This is a genomic window from Streptomyces sp. NPDC037410 (assembly GCF_055602235.1).
In genome coordinates, this window is sequence record NZ_JBVJWR010000004.1 from 35,932 (window position 1) to 51,457 (window position 15,526).

At 70.2% G+C, this 15,526-nt stretch carries 18 protein-coding genes; 8 read left to right on the forward strand and 10 right to left on the reverse strand.

Features of this window, described 5'->3' with window-relative positions; translation table 11 throughout:
- Positions 1 to 111: 111 nt before the first annotated feature.
- Both ACZ7HT_RS07715 and ACZ7HT_RS07720 read left to right on the forward strand, forming a co-directional pair.
- Complete coding sequence (locus ACZ7HT_RS07715; RefSeq protein WP_471161222.1) at positions 112 to 1,008, forward strand: LysR family transcriptional regulator; 897 nt, start codon at positions 112 to 114, stop codon at positions 1,006 to 1,008.
- Between the two features lie 35 nt (positions 1,009 to 1,043).
- Positions 1,044 to 1,523 (forward strand): NUDIX domain-containing protein, encoded by a 480-nt coding sequence (locus ACZ7HT_RS07720; RefSeq protein ID WP_116159956.1) that lies wholly within the window; start codon positions 1,044 to 1,046, stop codon positions 1,521 to 1,523.
- Between the two features lie 46 nt (positions 1,524 to 1,569).
- Here ACZ7HT_RS07720 and ACZ7HT_RS07725 read toward each other — a convergent pair whose 3' ends face one another.
- Complete coding sequence (locus tag ACZ7HT_RS07725; RefSeq protein WP_471161226.1) at positions 1,570 to 2,760, reverse strand: globin domain-containing protein; 1,191 nt, start codon at positions 2,758 to 2,760, stop codon at positions 1,570 to 1,572.
- A 105-nt stretch (positions 2,761 to 2,865) separates the two neighbouring features.
- Entirely contained in the window at positions 2,866 to 3,528 is a 663-nt protein-coding gene (locus tag ACZ7HT_RS07730) for an HAD family hydrolase (protein WP_471161229.1), read from the reverse strand.
- 47 nt (positions 3,529 to 3,575) lie between these two features.
- On the opposite strand from ACZ7HT_RS07730, the gene ACZ7HT_RS07735 reads away from it, so the two are divergent.
- The 3 genes from ACZ7HT_RS07735 to ACZ7HT_RS07745 all read left to right on the forward strand — a co-directional run bounded on the left by ACZ7HT_RS07735 (position 3,576) and on the right by ACZ7HT_RS07745 (position 5,492).
- Entirely contained in the window at positions 3,576 to 4,439 is an 864-nt protein-coding gene (locus ACZ7HT_RS07735; RefSeq protein ID WP_471161232.1) for a GNAT family N-acetyltransferase, read from the forward strand.
- An 87-nt stretch (positions 4,440 to 4,526) separates the two neighbouring features.
- The gene (locus tag ACZ7HT_RS07740; RefSeq protein WP_471161235.1) at positions 4,527 to 4,985 is read left to right on the forward strand and encodes a MarR family winged helix-turn-helix transcriptional regulator; all 459 of its coding nucleotides are present in this window, start codon (positions 4,527 to 4,529) and stop codon (positions 4,983 to 4,985) included.
- A 54-nt stretch (positions 4,986 to 5,039) separates the two neighbouring features.
- Complete coding sequence (locus ACZ7HT_RS07745; protein WP_471161238.1) at positions 5,040 to 5,492, forward strand: GNAT family N-acetyltransferase; 453 nt, start codon at positions 5,040 to 5,042, stop codon at positions 5,490 to 5,492.
- Between the two features lie 63 nt (positions 5,493 to 5,555).
- Here the strand turns inward: ACZ7HT_RS07745 and ACZ7HT_RS07750 are convergent, their stop codons facing one another.
- The 4 genes from ACZ7HT_RS07750 to dnaB form a co-directional block, all read right to left on the reverse strand.
- Positions 5,556 to 6,938 (reverse strand): serine hydrolase domain-containing protein, encoded by a 1,383-nt coding sequence (locus tag ACZ7HT_RS07750; protein ID WP_471161241.1) that lies wholly within the window; start codon positions 6,936 to 6,938, stop codon positions 5,556 to 5,558.
- 56 nt (positions 6,939 to 6,994) lie between these two features.
- Entirely contained in the window at positions 6,995 to 7,831 is an 837-nt protein-coding gene (locus ACZ7HT_RS07755; protein WP_471161244.1) for an alpha/beta fold hydrolase, read from the reverse strand.
- Positions 7,828 to 8,421, reverse strand: coding sequence for a TetR/AcrR family transcriptional regulator (locus tag ACZ7HT_RS07760; RefSeq protein WP_471161248.1), 594 nt, complete (start codon positions 8,419 to 8,421; stop codon positions 7,828 to 7,830). The genes ACZ7HT_RS07755 and ACZ7HT_RS07760 overlap by 4 nt, the downstream gene beginning before the upstream one ends.
- A 62-nt stretch (positions 8,422 to 8,483) precedes the next feature.
- Positions 8,484 to 9,965 carry a replicative DNA helicase gene (gene dnaB / locus ACZ7HT_RS07765; RefSeq protein ID WP_116159964.1) on the reverse strand — a complete coding sequence of 494 codons (1,482 nt, stop codon included), beginning with the start codon at positions 9,963 to 9,965 and terminating at the stop codon, positions 8,484 to 8,486.
- A gap of 424 nt (positions 9,966 to 10,389) precedes the next feature.
- Here dnaB and ACZ7HT_RS07770 point away from each other — a divergent pair, with 424 nt between their 5' ends.
- Positions 10,390 to 11,739, forward strand: a complete 1,350-nt coding sequence (locus tag ACZ7HT_RS07770) for an MATE family efflux transporter (RefSeq protein ID WP_471161251.1) — start codon at positions 10,390 to 10,392, stop codon at positions 11,737 to 11,739.
- A gap of 119 nt (positions 11,740 to 11,858) precedes the next feature.
- Here the strand turns inward: ACZ7HT_RS07770 and rplI are convergent, their stop codons facing one another.
- The 4 genes from rplI to rpsF all read right to left on the reverse strand — a co-directional run bounded on the left by rplI (position 11,859) and on the right by rpsF (position 13,577).
- Positions 11,859 to 12,305 carry a 50S ribosomal protein L9 gene (gene rplI / locus ACZ7HT_RS07775; protein ID WP_053640001.1) on the reverse strand — a complete coding sequence of 149 codons (447 nt, stop codon included), beginning with the start codon at positions 12,303 to 12,305 and terminating at the stop codon, positions 11,859 to 11,861.
- Between the two features lie 18 nt (positions 12,306 to 12,323).
- Positions 12,324 to 12,560: a 30S ribosomal protein S18 gene (gene rpsR, locus ACZ7HT_RS07780; RefSeq protein ID WP_005315025.1), complete on the reverse strand. Its 237-nt coding sequence runs from the start codon at positions 12,558 to 12,560 to the stop codon at positions 12,324 to 12,326.
- 58 nt (positions 12,561 to 12,618) lie between these two features.
- The gene (locus ACZ7HT_RS07785; RefSeq protein ID WP_471161255.1) at positions 12,619 to 13,212 is read right to left on the reverse strand and encodes a single-stranded DNA-binding protein; all 594 of its coding nucleotides are present in this window, start codon (positions 13,210 to 13,212) and stop codon (positions 12,619 to 12,621) included.
- A 74-nt stretch (positions 13,213 to 13,286) separates the two neighbouring features.
- On the reverse strand, positions 13,287 to 13,577 hold the full coding sequence (gene rpsF / locus ACZ7HT_RS07790; RefSeq protein ID WP_007383258.1) for a 30S ribosomal protein S6: 291 nt from the start codon (positions 13,575 to 13,577) through the stop codon (positions 13,287 to 13,289).
- Between the two features lie 283 nt (positions 13,578 to 13,860).
- Between rpsF and ACZ7HT_RS07795 the strand changes: the two genes are divergently transcribed.
- Both ACZ7HT_RS07795 and ACZ7HT_RS07800 read left to right on the forward strand, forming a co-directional pair.
- Positions 13,861 to 14,175 (forward strand): hypothetical protein, encoded by a 315-nt coding sequence (locus tag ACZ7HT_RS07795; protein ID WP_116159967.1) that lies wholly within the window; start codon positions 13,861 to 13,863, stop codon positions 14,173 to 14,175.
- Between the two features lie 164 nt (positions 14,176 to 14,339).
- Positions 14,340 to 15,458 (forward strand): lipid II:glycine glycyltransferase FemX, encoded by a 1,119-nt coding sequence (locus ACZ7HT_RS07800; RefSeq protein WP_351176427.1) that lies wholly within the window; start codon positions 14,340 to 14,342, stop codon positions 15,456 to 15,458.
- Positions 15,459 to 15,526 lie beyond the last annotated feature (68 nt).

The following is a 15,526-nucleotide window of genomic DNA, read 5'->3' on the forward strand; positions in this document are numbered from 1 at the left end:
CCAATCACGGTAGCGACAGCGGCCTATCGACTTATTTATAGTTGGACGGTCCTGAGGCGCAGTCAGCCGACCGCCTGAGTCGAACGGCCGCACGGCCGGGAGGGGGCGGACATGGATCTGGCCCTGCTGCGCACGTTCGTCACGGTGCACCGGGCCGGCTCCTTCACCCGCGCCGCCGCGCTCCTAGGCCTCTCCCAGCCCGCCGTCACCGGCCAGATCCGGACACTGGAACGGCAGCTGGGGCGACCACTGTTCCTCAGACAGGCGCGCGGAGTCACCCCGACCACCATCGGCGACGAACTCGCGCACCGTGCCGCGCCCCATCTGGACGCCCTCGTGGAGATCGCCGAGACCGGCCTCGACGAGCGGAGCGGGGTCCGCACCCTCCATCTCGCCGGCCCCCCGGAGTTCACCGCGCTCCGCGCTCTGCCCGCCCTCACCGCCCTGGTCGGCGAGGGGCTCGCCGTCCGGGCCTCCTTCCTCGGCAACACGGAGGAGATCCTCGACGGGCTCGCCGCCGGCCACCACGATCTGGCCATCGCGACCGCCCGCCCGCGCGGCGGCCTGCTCGTCTCCACTCCGCTCTGCGACGAGGAGCACGTCCTGGTCGCGGCCCCGCGCTGGGCCGCCCGGCTCTCCCCCGAGGTGCTCCTGAGCAGGGGCGGGGTGCTCCTGGAGCAGCTGCCGGTGGTCGAGGTCCACGAGTCGCTGCCCTTCGTCTCCCGCTACTGGGCGAGTGTCTTCGAGACCAAACCGGCGGCGACCGCCACCGTCATCGCCCCCGACCTGCGGGCCGTGCGGGACTCCGCCGCGGCCGGCGCCGGGCTCGCCGTCCTGCCGCGCTATCTGTGCGAGGAGGCCCTACGGCTGGGGCGCCTCGTGGCGCTGCTCGATCCCCCGGTCCCTCCGCTCCGGACCTACTTCCTGGTCGCCCGTACGGGGACGCTCGGCCTGTCGCCCCTCGCCCGGGCTCATGAGGAGCTGCTGCGCGCGGCCGGGGACTGGTGAGTTTCAGGACACCGCGGACGGGCCATTTTCTTCCCATGACCGAACGGCCCGTGATCAAGCGCACCGCACGCGCCATCCTGCTCGACGGGGACGACCTGATCCTCATCAAGCGGACCAAGCCCGGGATGGATCCCTACTGGCTCACGCCCGGCGGCGGCGTGGAGCCCACCGACGCCACCGTCGTCGAGGCCCTGCACCGCGAGGTGCTCGAAGAGCTCGGCGCCAAGATCACCGATGTGGTGCCCTGCTTCGTCGACACCGTCGAGCACATCGTCGACGGCGGGGTCTCCGGGGTGAAGGTCCAGCACTTCTTCGTGTGCCGGCTCGGCTCCATGGACCCATCCCTGCGGCACGGCCCCGAGATCGAGGAACCGGTCGGCGAGTACGAGATCGTCCGGGTGCCCTTCAGCCGGGTCGGCATCGCCGCCGTACACCTCGTCCCGCTCTCCTTGCGCCACTACCTCGACGGCAACATCGAGGGCGTCCGCGCGATGCACGCCCCCGACCTGGGCTGACTCGCCGCGGCTAGGGCCTGTCCGGCCCTGATCCGCCGGACAGGCCCTAGCCCGCCGCGGCGGTGAGCTCCGCGAGGAAGTCGTGGCGGATGCGGTCCGAGGGCACCCCCGCTCCGCGCAGGGCGTCGACCCCCTGCCGGACCATGTCGAGCGGGCCCGAGAGATAGGCGTCCCGTTCGTTCCACGGGCCGTAGCGGCAGACGGCGTCCGGGAGCCTCCCCTGTTCCCCGGTGACGGGGTGGACGGAGAGCCACGGGAAGGTCTTCTGGAGCCGCATCATCGTGTCGATGTCGTAGAGGTCGTGGCCGCTGCGCGCCCCGTAGAAGACGTCGACCGGGCGCCGGTCCCCGTGCTCGGCGACGTCCTCGACGAGCGCCTTGATCGGCGCTATCCCGGTGCCGCCGCCCATGCAGAGCAGGCCGGTGTCCGTGGAGTGGTCGACCGTCATGGAGCCGGCCGGCGGGCCGAGCCGCAGCACGTCCCCGGGGCGGGCCCGGTGGACCAGCGCGTTGGACACCCAGCCGGCCGGGACGGCCTTGACGTGCAGGGAGAGCAGTCCGTCCGGCCGGGGTGCCGAGGCGAAGGAGTAGTGGCGCCAGATCCTGGGCCACCACGGGGTCTCCAGCGTCGTGTACTGCCCGGCGAGGAAGGGGTACGGCTGGTCGGGCCTGAGCGTGACGACGGCGATGTCCGGCGTACGCAGATCGTGCGAGACCACCTCGGCCTGCCACCAGGCGGGCGCGGTCCGCTCGTCGTACGAGGCCGCGTCGATCATGATCTGGGAGATCGTCGTGTACGTGCGGACCCAGGCCGCCTCGGTCTCCTCGTCCCAGCTCTTCTCCGCGTACCGCACGAGAGCGCCGATGAGAGCCTCGCCGACGGCCGGATAGTGGGCCGCCTGGGTTCCGTACTTCCGGTGCCCCCTACCGAGGTTCTCCAGGTACGCGGTGAGGACCGGGGCGTCGTCCAGGTGCTCGGCCGCCGTGAGGAGCGCCTTCAGGAGGCGGTCCCGCTGGGTGTCCATGGCCGCGGGGAACATCTCGCGCAGCCCGGGGTGCCGGGTGAAGAGCAGTGCGTAGAAGTACGAGGTCACCCGGTCGGCGACCGGTGCGATCTCCGCCAGGGTGCGTCGGACGAGGACCGCGTCGGCGGAAGGTCCCTGGGGTATCGGGGGTTCCTTCCCGTCCGCCGCCGGGGAGTCCCGCTCGTCCGTCGTGGTGGTCGGAGCATCCATCATGTGCCTCGCCTCGTGCTGGCCGGCTTCCGTGACCGCAGCATGGCTCTTCCGACCGGCACTTCGGACCGAAAGTGGCGTTCTCGGGCCATAGGCCCGGGTTTCTGGCTAGGCTGCGCTGTTTCGGACCAGCGCGTAGGCCTCGCGCAGGTCCCCTCCGGAGTAGCTGTGGCGGGAGAGTCGGGCGAGATGGCGGTCCGCGTTCACGGCCACGGTCTCCGGCACGATCGCGAAGAGCTCCGCGTCGGACGTCGAGTCCCCGTACGCGACACAGTCGACCAGGTCCACCCCGTACCCCGCGCAGAGCTCCCTCGCGATCCGTACCTTCGCGTGCGCGTTGAGAATGTTCGGCCGGTGGATCGGCTCGGTGAAGGGCACCGCCGGCCAGAGCGAGCCGTGCGTGGAGTCGACGCCCCAGTCGAGAAGCCGCTCGACGAAGAAGTCGGGAGAGAGGGAGATGACCGCGCAACGGTCTCCCCGCGCCCGGATGTCCGCCCAGACGTCGCGGATGCCCGCCAGCCAGGGTGCCCCTTCGAAGGCCGCCGCGACCTGCTCGGGGGTGAGCGCGGACCACAGCTCACGGGCCTGGACGGCGAACTCGTCCGGCGTGAGTCCCCGAAGGAACCCCTCCTCCAGAGCGGCGATCTCGTCCACCAGGTCCAGCTGCCGGGAGATCTCCACCGCGGCGGCCGACCCCCTGATCAAGGTGCCGTCGAGGTCGAAGAGGTGCAGGCGTCGTGTTCGCGGGCTTCGGGGTTTCACGTGAAACACCGTAAAGCGGTGGACGAAAGATCACCGTGTCGTTCAGCCTGAAAGGCATGCCGATTTCCCCCGCCCCCCTCGCACAGCTCCCGATCCGACAGCTCACCCGGGCGGATCTCCTCTCCTGCGCCGACCTCTCCGAGAACCGGGGATGGCTCCGCGAGGAGCACAAGTGGGGCCTGCTGCTCACCGCCGGCACCGGCTACGGCATCGACGACCCCGACGGCCCCGGCCTCGCCGCCGGCTGCGTGGTCACCTCGTACGGCCCGGGACTCGCCGCGATCGGCATGGTGCTCGTCGCCGAGCGGTACGCACGCCAGGGCGTGGGGCGCCGGCTCATGCGGCACGTCCTGGCGGAGGCCGGTGACACCCCGCTCACGCTGTACGCCACGGCGAACGGGCAGCCCCTCTACGAGCAGCTCGGCTTCACGGAGACGGGCCGCGCCGAGATGGTGTGCGGACACTTCACCTTCACCGCGCCCGCCCCGGACGTTCCGGTCCGCCCGGCGACGGCCGAGGACCTCCCGGCGGTCCTGCGCCTGGACCACGAGGTCTTCGGCCTCGACCGCACCCCCGTCATCGCCAGGCTCCCCGCGTTCGCGGACCACCTCAGGGTCGCGGAAGAGGACGGCGAGATCACCGGCTTCGCGGCCGCCTGGCCCAATATGGACACCCATGTCGTCGGCCCCCTGATCGCCCGGGACCCCGGCACGGCGAAGGCCCTGGTCGCCTCCCTGGCCGCCGCCACCGACCGGCCGCTGCGCACGGACATCGATGTGCGGCACACCTCCCTGCTGAGCTGGGTGAAGGAGAACGGCATCGACACGATCGCCACGACGTCGGTGATGATCCGCTCCCTGCCCGACCTCCCCGGCGACTGGCGCCGCCGCTTCGCTCCCCTGACGGTCGCCGCCGGATAGGTTACTTGCAGACGCGCATTATTGCGCCGCTTCGTCTACTCTGGATCGAGAGCCACACCGGCGCCGAGGAGAAACCGAGGAGAGCACATGACCGCGACGGACCCCGCCCTCACCGCGCTCGCCCAGCGCTGGTGCGCCCTCTCCCTGCTGCACGGCAGGATCGAGTCCCACATCGAGCGCGCCCTGGAGTCCCGTCACGGTCTGAGCGTGCGGGAGTACTCGCTGCTCGACGTCCTCAGCCGTCAGCACAGCGGCCCCGGCGGCCACCTCCAGATGAAGCAGGTCGCCGACGCCGTCGTCCTCAGCCAGAGCGCGACCACCCGGCTCGTCACCCGGCTCGAGGACCGCGGTCTCCTCACGCGGTACCTCTGCACCACCGACCGGCGCGGCATCTACACCGACGTCACCGAGGCCGGCCAGAAGCTCCTGGAAGAGGCCCGTCCCACCAACGACAGCGCGCTGCGCGAGGCCCTCGACGAAGCCGCGAAGAACCCGGAGCTGGCTCCCCTGGTCCGGGTCGTGGAGGGCGTGGGCGCGCCCGTGTGAGCCGGAACGCCGGGGCGGGAGACCGTCGCCCGTCCCGCCGCTACGCTGCCGAACATGAGCGATCTTGAGATACGTCCCGCCACCGCGGAGGACCTCCCGGCCATCGTCGCGATGCTCGCCGACGACCCCCTGGGCGCGCAGCGCGAGTCCCCCGACGACCTGGCCCCGTACCTGATCGCCTTCGAGCGCCTCGCGAACGACCCGAACCAGCACGTCGTCGTGGCCGTCCGCGAGGACGAGGTCGTCGGCACCCTCCAGCTGACGGTCATCCCGGGACTCTCCCGCCGGGGCACCACCCGCTCGATCATCGAGGGCGTCCGCGTCCACGCCGACGAGCGCGGCAGCGGCCTCGGGACACAGCTCATCGAATGGGCCGTCGCCGAGTCCGGGCGCCAGGGCTGCCGGCTCGTCCAGCTGACCTCCGACGTCACCCGCACCGATGCCCACCGCTTCTACGAGCGCCTGGGCTTCGAGGCCTCCCACATGGGCTTCAAGAAGGCCCTCTGAGGCTGCGTTTCACGTGAAACCGCACGGTGGCACGGTTTCACGTGAAACAGCGCCCCACGGCGCTCAGAGACCGCGCCAGCCAGCCTCGTCCACACCGCCCGGAACCGCGTCCCCCGGTGCGTACGGCTCCCGCGTGAAGACGAACGAGCCGAGGTCGAGATGGCTCACGCTGCCGTCGGCGCGCTTCACCGCCCTGAGCGTCTCCCCCGCGTAGTAGCCGTTCAGACCGACCCAGCCGCCCTCGGGCAGCGCCCGGAAGCGGGCCCGCCGCCCGGCGCCCCGCAGCGGTTCGAGCACCACGCTCCGCTCGGGACCGAGCCGGAGCCCGTAGGCGTACGTGCCCCAGTACCAGGGCCCCGTGAGGGACAGCAGCTCCTCGTCGACCTCGGCCTCGGGAAGGGGCCGCCACGGCTCCGGGAGCCTCGGCTCCGCCTCCGCCACGATCCGCACGAGATCGGCGGCCACGAGCGCTGCCAGCGGGCCCGAGGTGGCGTTGGAGAGGGCGATCCCGGCGAGGCCGTCCTCCACGCTCACCCACACGCAGGCGACGAAGCCCGGGAGGGAACCGGTGTGGCCGATCAGGGTGCGGCCGTCCTTGCGCAGCAGCTGGAGACCGAGCCCGTAGCTCCCTTCCCAGTCGCCTTCCCCGGCGGGGGCGGCCGGGGAACGCATCTCCTCCACGGTCGCCGTGGCGAGCACCCGCTCGTCCCCCGCCGCGAGGAAGGCGGCGAACCGGGCGAGGTCGGCGGCCGTCGACCAGAGCTGCCCGGCCGGTGCCATCAGGCCGAGGTCCTCGGACGGCTCGGGCATCATGACGTCGGCCCAGGGATGCACCGCCCAGCCACCCGCGTGCGGGGCGACGGGATCGAGCGTCGTCCGGCTCATCCCAAGGGGCTCCAGGATCTCGCGCCGCAGCGCCTCCTCCCAGGACACCCCCCGGACCGCCTCGACCAGTGAACCGAGCAGCGTGTAGCCGGGGTTGGAGTAGTGGTGCCGACGCCCCGGCGACTGGAGGAGGGGCTGCTCCCCCAGGACGTCGGAGAGCTCGGGCCTCAGCGTGGCGGAGGACCGCTCCCACCACGCGCCGGGCGTCTCGGCCGCGAGTCCTCCCGTGTGGCCCAGCAGTTGAGCGATCGTCACCTCACCGGCGCCCGTTCCCTTCAGGTAGCGCTCCAGCGGGTCGTCGAGCCCGAGCAGGCCCTCGTCCCGGAGCCGCATCACCAGGACGGCGGTGAACACCTTGGTGATCGAGCCGATCCTGAACTGGGTGTCGGCGTCCGGTGCGTGGCCGTCCACACAGCTGCGCGAGCCGCTCCAGACCAACGCGCCGTCACGGACCACCGCCCCGACGAAGGACGGCGTCCGCCCTTCGGTCTGGGCGACCGCGACACGGTGCAGCAGAGCGCGCTCGGTGCTGGGCAGCAGGGCTTCGGAAGATGTCGTCATAGGCCCCATCCAACGCCATCCAGGCCGGTTGGCTTCCCCGCTACAGGGTCTGGAGTTCAGGCGCGGAAAGCCTTCCGCAGGTGTTCCCCGAACTCGGCGGGATGCGTGGTCAGTCCCGTGTGCCCGCCGGGGAAGTGCCGGAGTTCCGTGCCGAGACGCTCGGCCAGGAACGCGGCCGGACGATAGGGCAGCTCACCGCGCGAGTCCTCGCCGCATGCGAGCACGAGCCGGTCCGCCAGCGCATCGAGCCGCTGGAGGTCCGGCGCGTAGGACATGAAGCCGGGCACGATCCGCCCGACGAAGTACGGCAGGTTCGCCATCGTCTGCTCCGCCCGCGCCGCTGCCCGGGGCGGAAGCTTGATCTCTGCCTGGGGCTCCGTGGCGTCGCCGTCCTTCTTCAGCCCCGCGGCGAACACGGCCATCGCCGGCATGAGCCCCTGCGTGCGAAAGGTCTCCTTCACCCTCGCGATGAGCTCGCGATGTTCGGCGGCGTCCGGAAGGACCTCCACCAGCGGCGGCTCGTGCGCCACGACGCGGGCGATCCGCTCGGGACGGGTGGCGAGCAGGTGGACCGCGACGATCGCGCCCGAGCTGGCGCCGAACACCCGGGCGGGCTCACCGGGCGACAGCAGTTCAAGGATGCGGAACGCGTCGTCGGCGTGCTCGGCCACGCACTGCTCGGCCTCGGGGTCGTCCAGCGTGCTCCGGGACATGCCGCGCGGGTCGTAGGTCGCCACGGTGTATGCGGCGGCCAGGTCGTCGGCGATGTCGTCGAAGGAGGCCGCGCCGCCCGTCCCGCCGGGGATCAGCAGCAGGAGCGGGCCTTCGCCGCGCACTTCGTAGTGCAGGGTCGCACCGTTCACGCGCAGGCTGCCGGTGGTCCGGGCGGTCATGAGGAAGCTCCTTCTCGTGACGGGGGCCAGTGCTCCAGGAGGGCATGCAGGGCGTCGAGGGCGCGGATCCAGGACTGCTCCGGCGAGCGCTCGAGCCCGAATCCGCCTGCCGCTTCCAGGGCGACGAACCCGTGGAACGTGCTGCGCAGCAGCCGGACCGCGTCGGTCAGGTCCGGCTCGGCCAGTCCGTAGCCGCGCAGCATGCCGTAGGTCAGCTCGACCGCGCGCCGTGGTCCGGGCGCCCTCGCGGCAAGCTCGGGATCGATCTGGATCGGGGTCTGCGTCGCCATGTAGCGGCCCGGATGCCGGTGGGCGTACTCCCGCCAGGCGTTCGCGAAGGCGACCAACGCGTCCTTGCCCGCTCGCCCGGCGGTCGCCTCCGCGATACGGACGGTCTTCTCGTCCGCCGCGAGGAGCGCGATCCGACCGCGCAGATCCTCCAGGTTGCGGACGTGCGTGTAGAGGCTCGCGTCCTTCACTCCCAGCCGACGCGCCACCTGCGACATGGTCACCCGGTCGAGCCCGGCCTCGTCCGCCAGCTCGGCGCCCGCGATCGTCACCCACTCTGCCGTCAGCCCGGCCCGCGCCATGCACCCTCCCCGATCCTAGGACCCCTAGTTTTAACCTAGGGGTCCTAGGAAGGCAATCGGGATCAGGTCTGGGCCATGTCCACGAAGCGTGAGTAGTGGCCCTGGAAGGCCACCGTGATGGTGGCCGTCGGGCCGTTACGGTGCTTGCCCACGATGATGTCCGCCTCGCCCGCGCGCGGTGACTCCTTCTCGTAGGCGTCCTCGCGGTGCAGCAGGATGACCATGTCGGCGTCCTGCTCGATCGAGCCGGACTCACGGAGGTCGGAGACCATCGGCTTCTTGTCGGTGCGCTGCTCGGGACCACGGTTCAGCTGGGAGAGCGCGATCACCGGCAGTTCCAGCTCCTTGGCGAGGAGCTTCAGGTTTCGCGACATGTCGGAGACCTCTTGCTGACGGCTCTCCTGCCGCTTGGAACCACCCGACTGCATGAGCTGCAGATAGTCGATGATGACGAGCTTGAGGCCGTTGCGCTGCTTGAGCCGGCGGCACTTCGCGCGGATCTCCATCATCGACAGGTTCGGGGAGTCGTCGATGTACAGCGGGGCCTGCGAGACGTCCGGCATCCGGCGGGCGAGACGCGTCCAGTCCTCGTCGGTCATCGTGCCGGAGCGCATGTGGTGGAGCGCCACCCGGGCCTCGGCCGAGAGCAGGCGCATCGCGATCTCGTTGCGGCCCATTTCGAGGGAGAAGATGACGCTGGGCAGGTTGTGCTTGATGGACGCCGCCCGGGCGAAGTCCAGGGCGAGCGTCGACTTACCCATGGCGGGACGGGCCGCGATGATGATCATCTGGCCGGGGTGCAGACCGTTGGTGAGCGAGTCGAGGTCGGTGAAGCCGGTGGGCACACCGGTCATCTCGCCGCTGCGGGAGCCGATCGCCTCGATCTCGTCGAGCGCCCCCTCCATGATGTCGCCGAGCGGCAGGTAGTCCTCGGTGGTGCGCTGCTCGGTGACCGCGTAGATCTCGGCCTGGGCCGAGTTCACGATCTCGTCGACGTCCCCGTCGGCCGCGTAGCCCATCTGCGTGATCTTGGTGCCCGCCTCCACGAGCCGGCGCAGGACCGCGCGCTCGTGGACGATCTCCGCGTAGTACGAGGCGTTGGCCGCGGTCGGGACCGACTGGACCAGGGTGTGGAGGTAGGAGGCGCCGCCGACGCGGGTGATCTCACCGCGCTTGGTGAGCTCGGCGCCGACCGTGATCGGGTCGGCCGGCTCACCCTTGGCGTAGAGGTCGAGGATCGCCGCGTACACGGTCTCGTGGGCGGGCTTGTAGAAGTCGTTGCCCTTGATGATCTCCACGACGTCCGCGATGGCGTCCTTGGAGAGCAGCATGCCGCCGAGGACGGACTGCTCGGCGTCGAGGTCCTGCGGGGGAACGCGCTCGAAGCCGGAGAGGCCGCCGTCCCAGGGCCCCTCGGAGCCCCGCTCGTGCTGGTCGTCGCGGCCACGGCCCCGGCCGCGCCCTTCACCTCGGGTACGGGTGGGCAGCCGGTCGCTCGGTCCGCTGTCGGCCCAGGGGTCGTCCATGGGCTCGGGAACGCTCACCAAGCCACCTCCTCCCGTCCGCTCCGCGGACCTCGCCGTGCCACTCTTTCTTACGCCACAGCCTTGATCAACGAGTGGCTTTGCGACCGCTTCTGGCGCGTCGGGCGCCGGTCCACGGTAGGGCCGCGGGGAGCGTCAGCCAATCTGGTTATCCACAGGCCCTGTGGGTGAAGGGCCAGATGCTGTGGAGAACTCCCCGGATCCTGTGCACGGAGCGGGGGACAGCCATGTGGACAAACTCATAACACCCCTCACCTCACCCCACTGACCTGCACGTTTCCCATCCACGGGCTGTGGGGGAGAAAAAGTTCTGCCCCCGGGCCAAGATCAGAACAAACGGCCCACACCCGAAGCCCCGCACCAGCGGAAAGTAAGGACCACTAACCCATTGCATCTCTTACCTGTGGAAGATTAGGTTGAGCGCATGACTGAGCCCACGACTCAGGCCCCCGTGACCTCCAAGGCCGTCCGTCGACAGCACGACCGCGAGATCGTCTCCCTCGCCCTGCCGGCCTTCGGCGCCCTCGTCGCCGAGCCGCTGTTCCTCATGGTCGACAGTGCCATCGTCGGCCACCTCGGCACACCTCAGCTCGCGGGCCTCGCGATCGCCGCGGCGCTGCTCTCCACCGCCGTCAGCGTCTTCGTCTTCCTCGCCTACGCCACCACGGCCGCCGTCGCCCGGCGCGTGGGCGCGGGCGACCTCCCGGCCGCCATCCGGCAGGGCATGGACGGCATCTGGCTCGCGCTCCTCCTCGGCGCCGCCGTCGTCGCGCTGACCCTGCCCACCGCGCCCTGGCTCGTCGGCCTCTTCGGCGGCTCGGACACCGCCTCCCCGTACGCCGTCACCTACCTCAGGATCTCCAGCCTCGGCATCCCCGCCATGCTGGTGGTCCTGGCCGCCATCGGCGTCCTGCGCGGCCTCCAGGACACCCGTACGCCGCTCTACGTGGCCATCGCCGGCTTCGCGGCCAACGGCGCGCTCAACGCCGGCCTGGTCTACGGCGCGGGCCTGGGCATCGCCGGCTCCGCCTGGGGCACGGTCATCGCCCAGTACGGCATGGCCACCGCCTACCTCGTCGTGGTCGTACGCGGCGCCCGGCGGCACGGAGCCTCCCTCCACCCCGATCCGGCCGGCATACGCGCCTCCGCCCAGGCCGGCGTCCCCCTCCTGGTCCGTACGCTCTCGCTGCGCGCCGTCCTGATGATCGCCACGGCCGTCGCCGCCCGCCTCGGGGACGCCGAGGTCGCCGCCCACCAGATCATCCTGTCCCTGTGGAGCCTGATGGCCTTCGCGCTCGACGCGATCGCCATCGCCGGCCAGGCCATCATCGGCCGCTACCTCGGTGCGGACGACGCCGACGGGGCGCGACAGGTCTGCCGCCGCATGGTCCAGTGGGGCGTCGTCTCCGGGGTGGTGCTCGGCGCGCTGCTCATCCTCGCCCGCCCCCTGTTCATCCCGCTCTTCACCAGCGACGCCTCCGTGCAGGACACCCTGCTCCCGGCCCTGCTCGTGGTCGCGGTCTCCCAGCCGATCTCCGGGGTCGTCTTCGTCCTCGACGGGGTCCTGATGGGCGCCGGGGACGGCCCCTACCTGGCCTGGGCGATGCTGCTCACGCTCGCCGTCTTCGCCCCGTTGGCGCTCCTGGTCCCGGCGCTCGGCGGCGGGCTGACGGCGCTCTGGTGGGCGATGACCCTGATGATGACGGTCCGGATGGGAACCCTCTGGTACCGCATGCGCTCCGACCGCTGGATCGTCACGGGCGCCACGCGCTGAGATACCCGCTGTTTCACGTGAAACAGCGGAAGGGAACAGCACGAAGGAACAGCGAAAGGGCCGCACCCCGAGGGGTGCGGCCCTTCCTCACTGCTGAGCGCAGACTGCCAAGGGCAGCGTTACGCGGCGACGACCTCGACGCCGAGCTTCGCGGCAACCTCGGGGTGCAGACGCACGGACACCTGGTGCGAGCCCAGGGTCTTGATCGGCGAACCGAGCTCGACGCGACGCTTGTCGACGTCGGGGCCACCCGCGGTCTTGATCGCCGAGGCGATGTCGGCCGGGGTCACGGAGCCGAAGAGACGGCCGGCGTCGCCGGAGCGAACGGCCAGGCGCACCTTCGTGCCCTCGAGCTGGGCCTTGATCTCGTTGGCCTGCTCGATGGTCGCGATCTCGTGGATCTTGCGGGCGCGGCGGATCTGCGCCACGTCCTTCTCGCCACCCTTGGTCCAGCGGATCGCGAAACCACGCGGGACCAGGTAGTTGCGAGCGTAGCCGTCCTTGACGTCGACGACGTCGCCAGCGGCACCGAGGCCGGAGACCTCGTGGGTCAGGATGATCTTCATTAGTCGGTCACCCTTTCCTTATCGCGCGGTGGACGTGTAGGGCAGCAGCGCCATCTCACGGCTGTTCTTGACGGCCGTGGCGACGTCACGCTGGTGCTGCGTGCAGTTGCCGGTCACGCGGCGGGCACGGATCTTGCCGCGGTCGGAAATGAACTTCCGCAGCATGTTCGTGTCCTTGTAGTCCACGTACGCGGTCTTGTCCTTGCAGAAAGCGCAGACCTTCTTCTTAGGCTTGCGCACAGGCGGCTTCGCCATGGTGTTTCTCCTGTGTGATCAAGAAGTGGGGGTACGAGCTGCTTCGAGGGCGTGTGCCCTAGAAGGGAGGCTCGTCCGAGTAGCCGCCGCCGCTGGAGTTTCCACCCCAGCCGCCACCGCCGCCCTGCTGGCCGCCGCCGGAGGGGCTGCCGGTCGCCCACGGGTCGTCGGCGGGAGCACCGCCGCCACCCTGCTGGCCACCGCCGCCGGAGTTTCCACCCCAGCCGCCACCGCCACCGCCGCCGCCCTGCTGGGCGCCGCCGCCGTATCCACCCTGGCCGCCGCGACCGGTGGTCTTGGTGACCTTGGCCGTGGCGTTCTTGAGGCTGGGGCCGACTTCCTCGACGTCCAGCTCGTAGACCGTGCGCTTGACGCCCTCACGGTCCTCGTAGGACCGCTGCTTCAGCCGGCCCTGCACGACGACGCGCATGCCTCGCTGGAGCGACTCGGCGACGTTCTCCGCCGCCTGACGCCAGACCGAGCAGGTCAGGAACAGGCTCTCGCCGTCCTTCCACTCATTGGTCTGACGGTCGAAGGTGCGGGGGGTGGACGCGATACGGAACTTCGCGACCGCCGCACCGGACGGGGTGAAGCGCAGCTCGGGGTCGTCGACAAGATTGCCGACGACCGTGATGACGGTCTCGCCTGCCATGGGGGAACCTCTCGGCGGGTTTGCTTCTGGCTGCTTTGCTGCTACTCGAACCCGATGACCTCTGAGCTAGAAGCTCAGTGGGTCTCGGGACGGAGGACCTTGGTCCGGAGGACCGACTCGTTCAGGTTGAGCTGGCGGTCGAGCTCCTTGACGACCGCAGGCTCGGCCTGCAGGTCGATGACCGAGTAGATGCCCTCGGGCTTCTTCTTGATCTCGTACGAGAGACGACGACGGCCCCAGGTGTCGACCTTCTCGACCTTTCCGTTGCCCTCACGGACGACGGAGAGGAAGTTCTCGATCAGGGGGGCGACAGCGCGCTCCTCCAGATCGGGGTCGAGGATGACCATCACCTCGTAGTGACGCATGTGGAACCCACCTCCTTTGGACTCAGCGGCCACGGTCGTTCCGTGGCAGGAGGGTCGTGATGCGTGAGCGACGGTACCCACCGCCACTGACAGTCCCCTCGCGGGCGAGGAGCGCTGTCGGGGATCCCGGAGGGACCTGGGCAGACACCGGCGCAGCTGTACAGAGTACCCGCACATCGGCTTGCGGTTGAAATTCTCCGGGGAGGGGACGCAATCTGTACACAACGGATGTCGGCGGCGCTACGATGCGCCGCCTTCCCGCAGGCACGCCAGGAGGTGCCCCATGGCACAGGCAATGCGACCCGACCCCGGCCACTCCCTCTTCGCGACTGACGGCAAACCCCACCCGCTCCAGGACACGCTGATGGCTGTCACGCTGGTGATGGGGATCATCTCGTTCACCACCGCGCAGTTCTACAACCTGCACCTGCTGAGTTCCTGGACGGGCCTGATCGGCATCCTGACCGGCGCGTACGGGCAGTTCATCTCGGTGACGACCCGCGAGCGCTTCCTGCTGATCCTCGGGCTGGGCGCATCGGCCTTCGGCTTCTACCTCGGAATGGCGCACGGCGGCCTCTTCGGCGGCGTCATCAGCTAGGAGCGGCGACACGTCGGGCACACACCCGGCGGCACGTCGGGCACACACCCGGCGGCACGTCGGGCACACACACCCATTCGGGGCGCTCCAAGGTCACAGTAGGCTTCGGCGCGAGAGCCGGAGCCCCTGACCGATGGGGACACACCTGCCGAGGAGCGCCCCGCATGAGCCTGACCCTGAGGACCATCAGCCGTGAGCAGCATCTGGCATTCATCCAGAGCCAGCCCGCGGCGAGCCACTGCCAGGTCCCGGCGTGGGCTGATGTGAAGACCGAGTGGCGCTCGGAGAACCTCGGCTGGTTCGACAAGTCCGGCGAGCTCGTCGGCGCCGGTCTGGTGCTCTACCGCCAGCTCCCGAAGATCAAGCGCTACCTGGCCTATCTGCCCGAGGGCCCGGTCATCAACTGGTACGCGCCCAACCTCGACGACTGGCTGCAGCCGATGCTGGCGCACCTCAAGCACCAGGGCGCCTTCTCGGTGAAGATGGGCCCGCCGGTGGTCATCCGCCGCTGGGACTCGACCGCCATCAAGGCCGGCATCCAGGACCCGGACGTCAAGCGCCTCAAGGACATCGAGGCCACCCACATCGAGCCGCGCGCCTTCGAGGTCGCGGACCGGCTGCGGAAGATGGGCTGGCAGCAGGGCGAGGACGGCGGCGCCGGCTTCGGCGACGTGCAGCCCCGCTACGTCTTCCAGGTCCCGCTCGCCAACCGCTCGCTCGACGACGTCCTCAAGGGCTTCAACCAGCTGTGGCGCCGCAACATCAAGAAGGCCGAGAAGGCCGGCGTCGAGGTCGTCCAGGGCGGCTACGAGGACCTGGCCGAGTGGCAGCGGCTGTACGAGATCACGGCCGTCCGCGACCACTTCCGGCCGCGCCCGCTCTCGTACTTCCAGCGCATGTGGACCGTCCTCAACAACGAGGACCCCAACCGCATGCGGCTCTACTTCGCCCGTCACAACGGGGTGAACCTCTCCGCGGCGACCATGCTCGTCGTCGGCGGGCACGTCTGGTACTCCTACGGCGCCTCCGACAACATCGGCCGCGAGGTCCGGCCCTCGAACGCGATGCAGTGGCGGATGCTGCGCGACGCGTACGCCATGGGCGCGACCGTCTACGACCTCCGGGGCATCTCGGACTCGCTCGACGAGACCGACCACCTCTTCGGCCTCATCCAGTTCAAGGTGGGCACGGGCGGCGAGGCCGTCGAGTACGTCGGCGAGTGGGACTTCCCGCTGAACAAGCTGCTGCACAAGGCGCTCGACATCTACATGTCGCGCCGCTGACCGTTCCGTAGGCTTCACAGCCTCGTACACACCTCCGACACACCGCTGCCATCAGAAAGGTTCCGGGC

Bases quoted from the DNA above. Each gene is read 5' to 3' on its own strand.
- ACZ7HT_RS07715 (WP_471161222.1), top strand. From the start codon at position 112: ATGGATCTGGCCCTGCTGCGCACGTTCGTCACGGTGCACCGGGCCGGC.
- ACZ7HT_RS07720 (WP_116159956.1), top strand. From the start codon at position 1,044: ATGACCGAACGGCCCGTGATCAAGCGCACCGCACGCGCCATCCTGCTC.
- ACZ7HT_RS07725 (WP_471161226.1), bottom strand. From the start codon at position 2,760: ATGATGGATGCTCCGACCACCACGACGGACGAGCGGGACTCCCCGGCG.
- ACZ7HT_RS07735 (WP_471161232.1), top strand. From the start codon at position 3,576: ATGCCGATTTCCCCCGCCCCCCTCGCACAGCTCCCGATCCGACAGCTC.
- ACZ7HT_RS07740 (WP_471161235.1), top strand. From the start codon at position 4,527: ATGACCGCGACGGACCCCGCCCTCACCGCGCTCGCCCAGCGCTGGTGC.
- ACZ7HT_RS07745 (WP_471161238.1), top strand. From the start codon at position 5,040: ATGAGCGATCTTGAGATACGTCCCGCCACCGCGGAGGACCTCCCGGCC.
- ACZ7HT_RS07750 (WP_471161241.1), bottom strand. From the start codon at position 6,938: ATGACGACATCTTCCGAAGCCCTGCTGCCCAGCACCGAGCGCGCTCTG.
- ACZ7HT_RS07755 (WP_471161244.1), bottom strand. From the start codon at position 7,831: ATGACCGCCCGGACCACCGGCAGCCTGCGCGTGAACGGTGCGACCCTG.
- ACZ7HT_RS07760 (WP_471161248.1), bottom strand. From the start codon at position 8,421: ATGGCGCGGGCCGGGCTGACGGCAGAGTGGGTGACGATCGCGGGCGCC.
- ACZ7HT_RS07770 (WP_471161251.1), top strand. From the start codon at position 10,390: ATGACTGAGCCCACGACTCAGGCCCCCGTGACCTCCAAGGCCGTCCGT.
- rplI (WP_053640001.1), bottom strand. From the start codon at position 12,305: ATGAAGATCATCCTGACCCACGAGGTCTCCGGCCTCGGTGCCGCTGGC.
- rpsR (WP_005315025.1), bottom strand. From the start codon at position 12,560: ATGGCGAAGCCGCCTGTGCGCAAGCCTAAGAAGAAGGTCTGCGCTTTC.
- ACZ7HT_RS07785 (WP_471161255.1), bottom strand. From the start codon at position 13,212: ATGGCAGGCGAGACCGTCATCACGGTCGTCGGCAATCTTGTCGACGAC.
- rpsF (WP_007383258.1), bottom strand. From the start codon at position 13,577: ATGCGTCACTACGAGGTGATGGTCATCCTCGACCCCGATCTGGAGGAG.
- ACZ7HT_RS07795 (WP_116159967.1), top strand. From the start codon at position 13,861: ATGGCACAGGCAATGCGACCCGACCCCGGCCACTCCCTCTTCGCGACT.
- ACZ7HT_RS07800 (WP_351176427.1), top strand. From the start codon at position 14,340: ATGAGCCTGACCCTGAGGACCATCAGCCGTGAGCAGCATCTGGCATTC.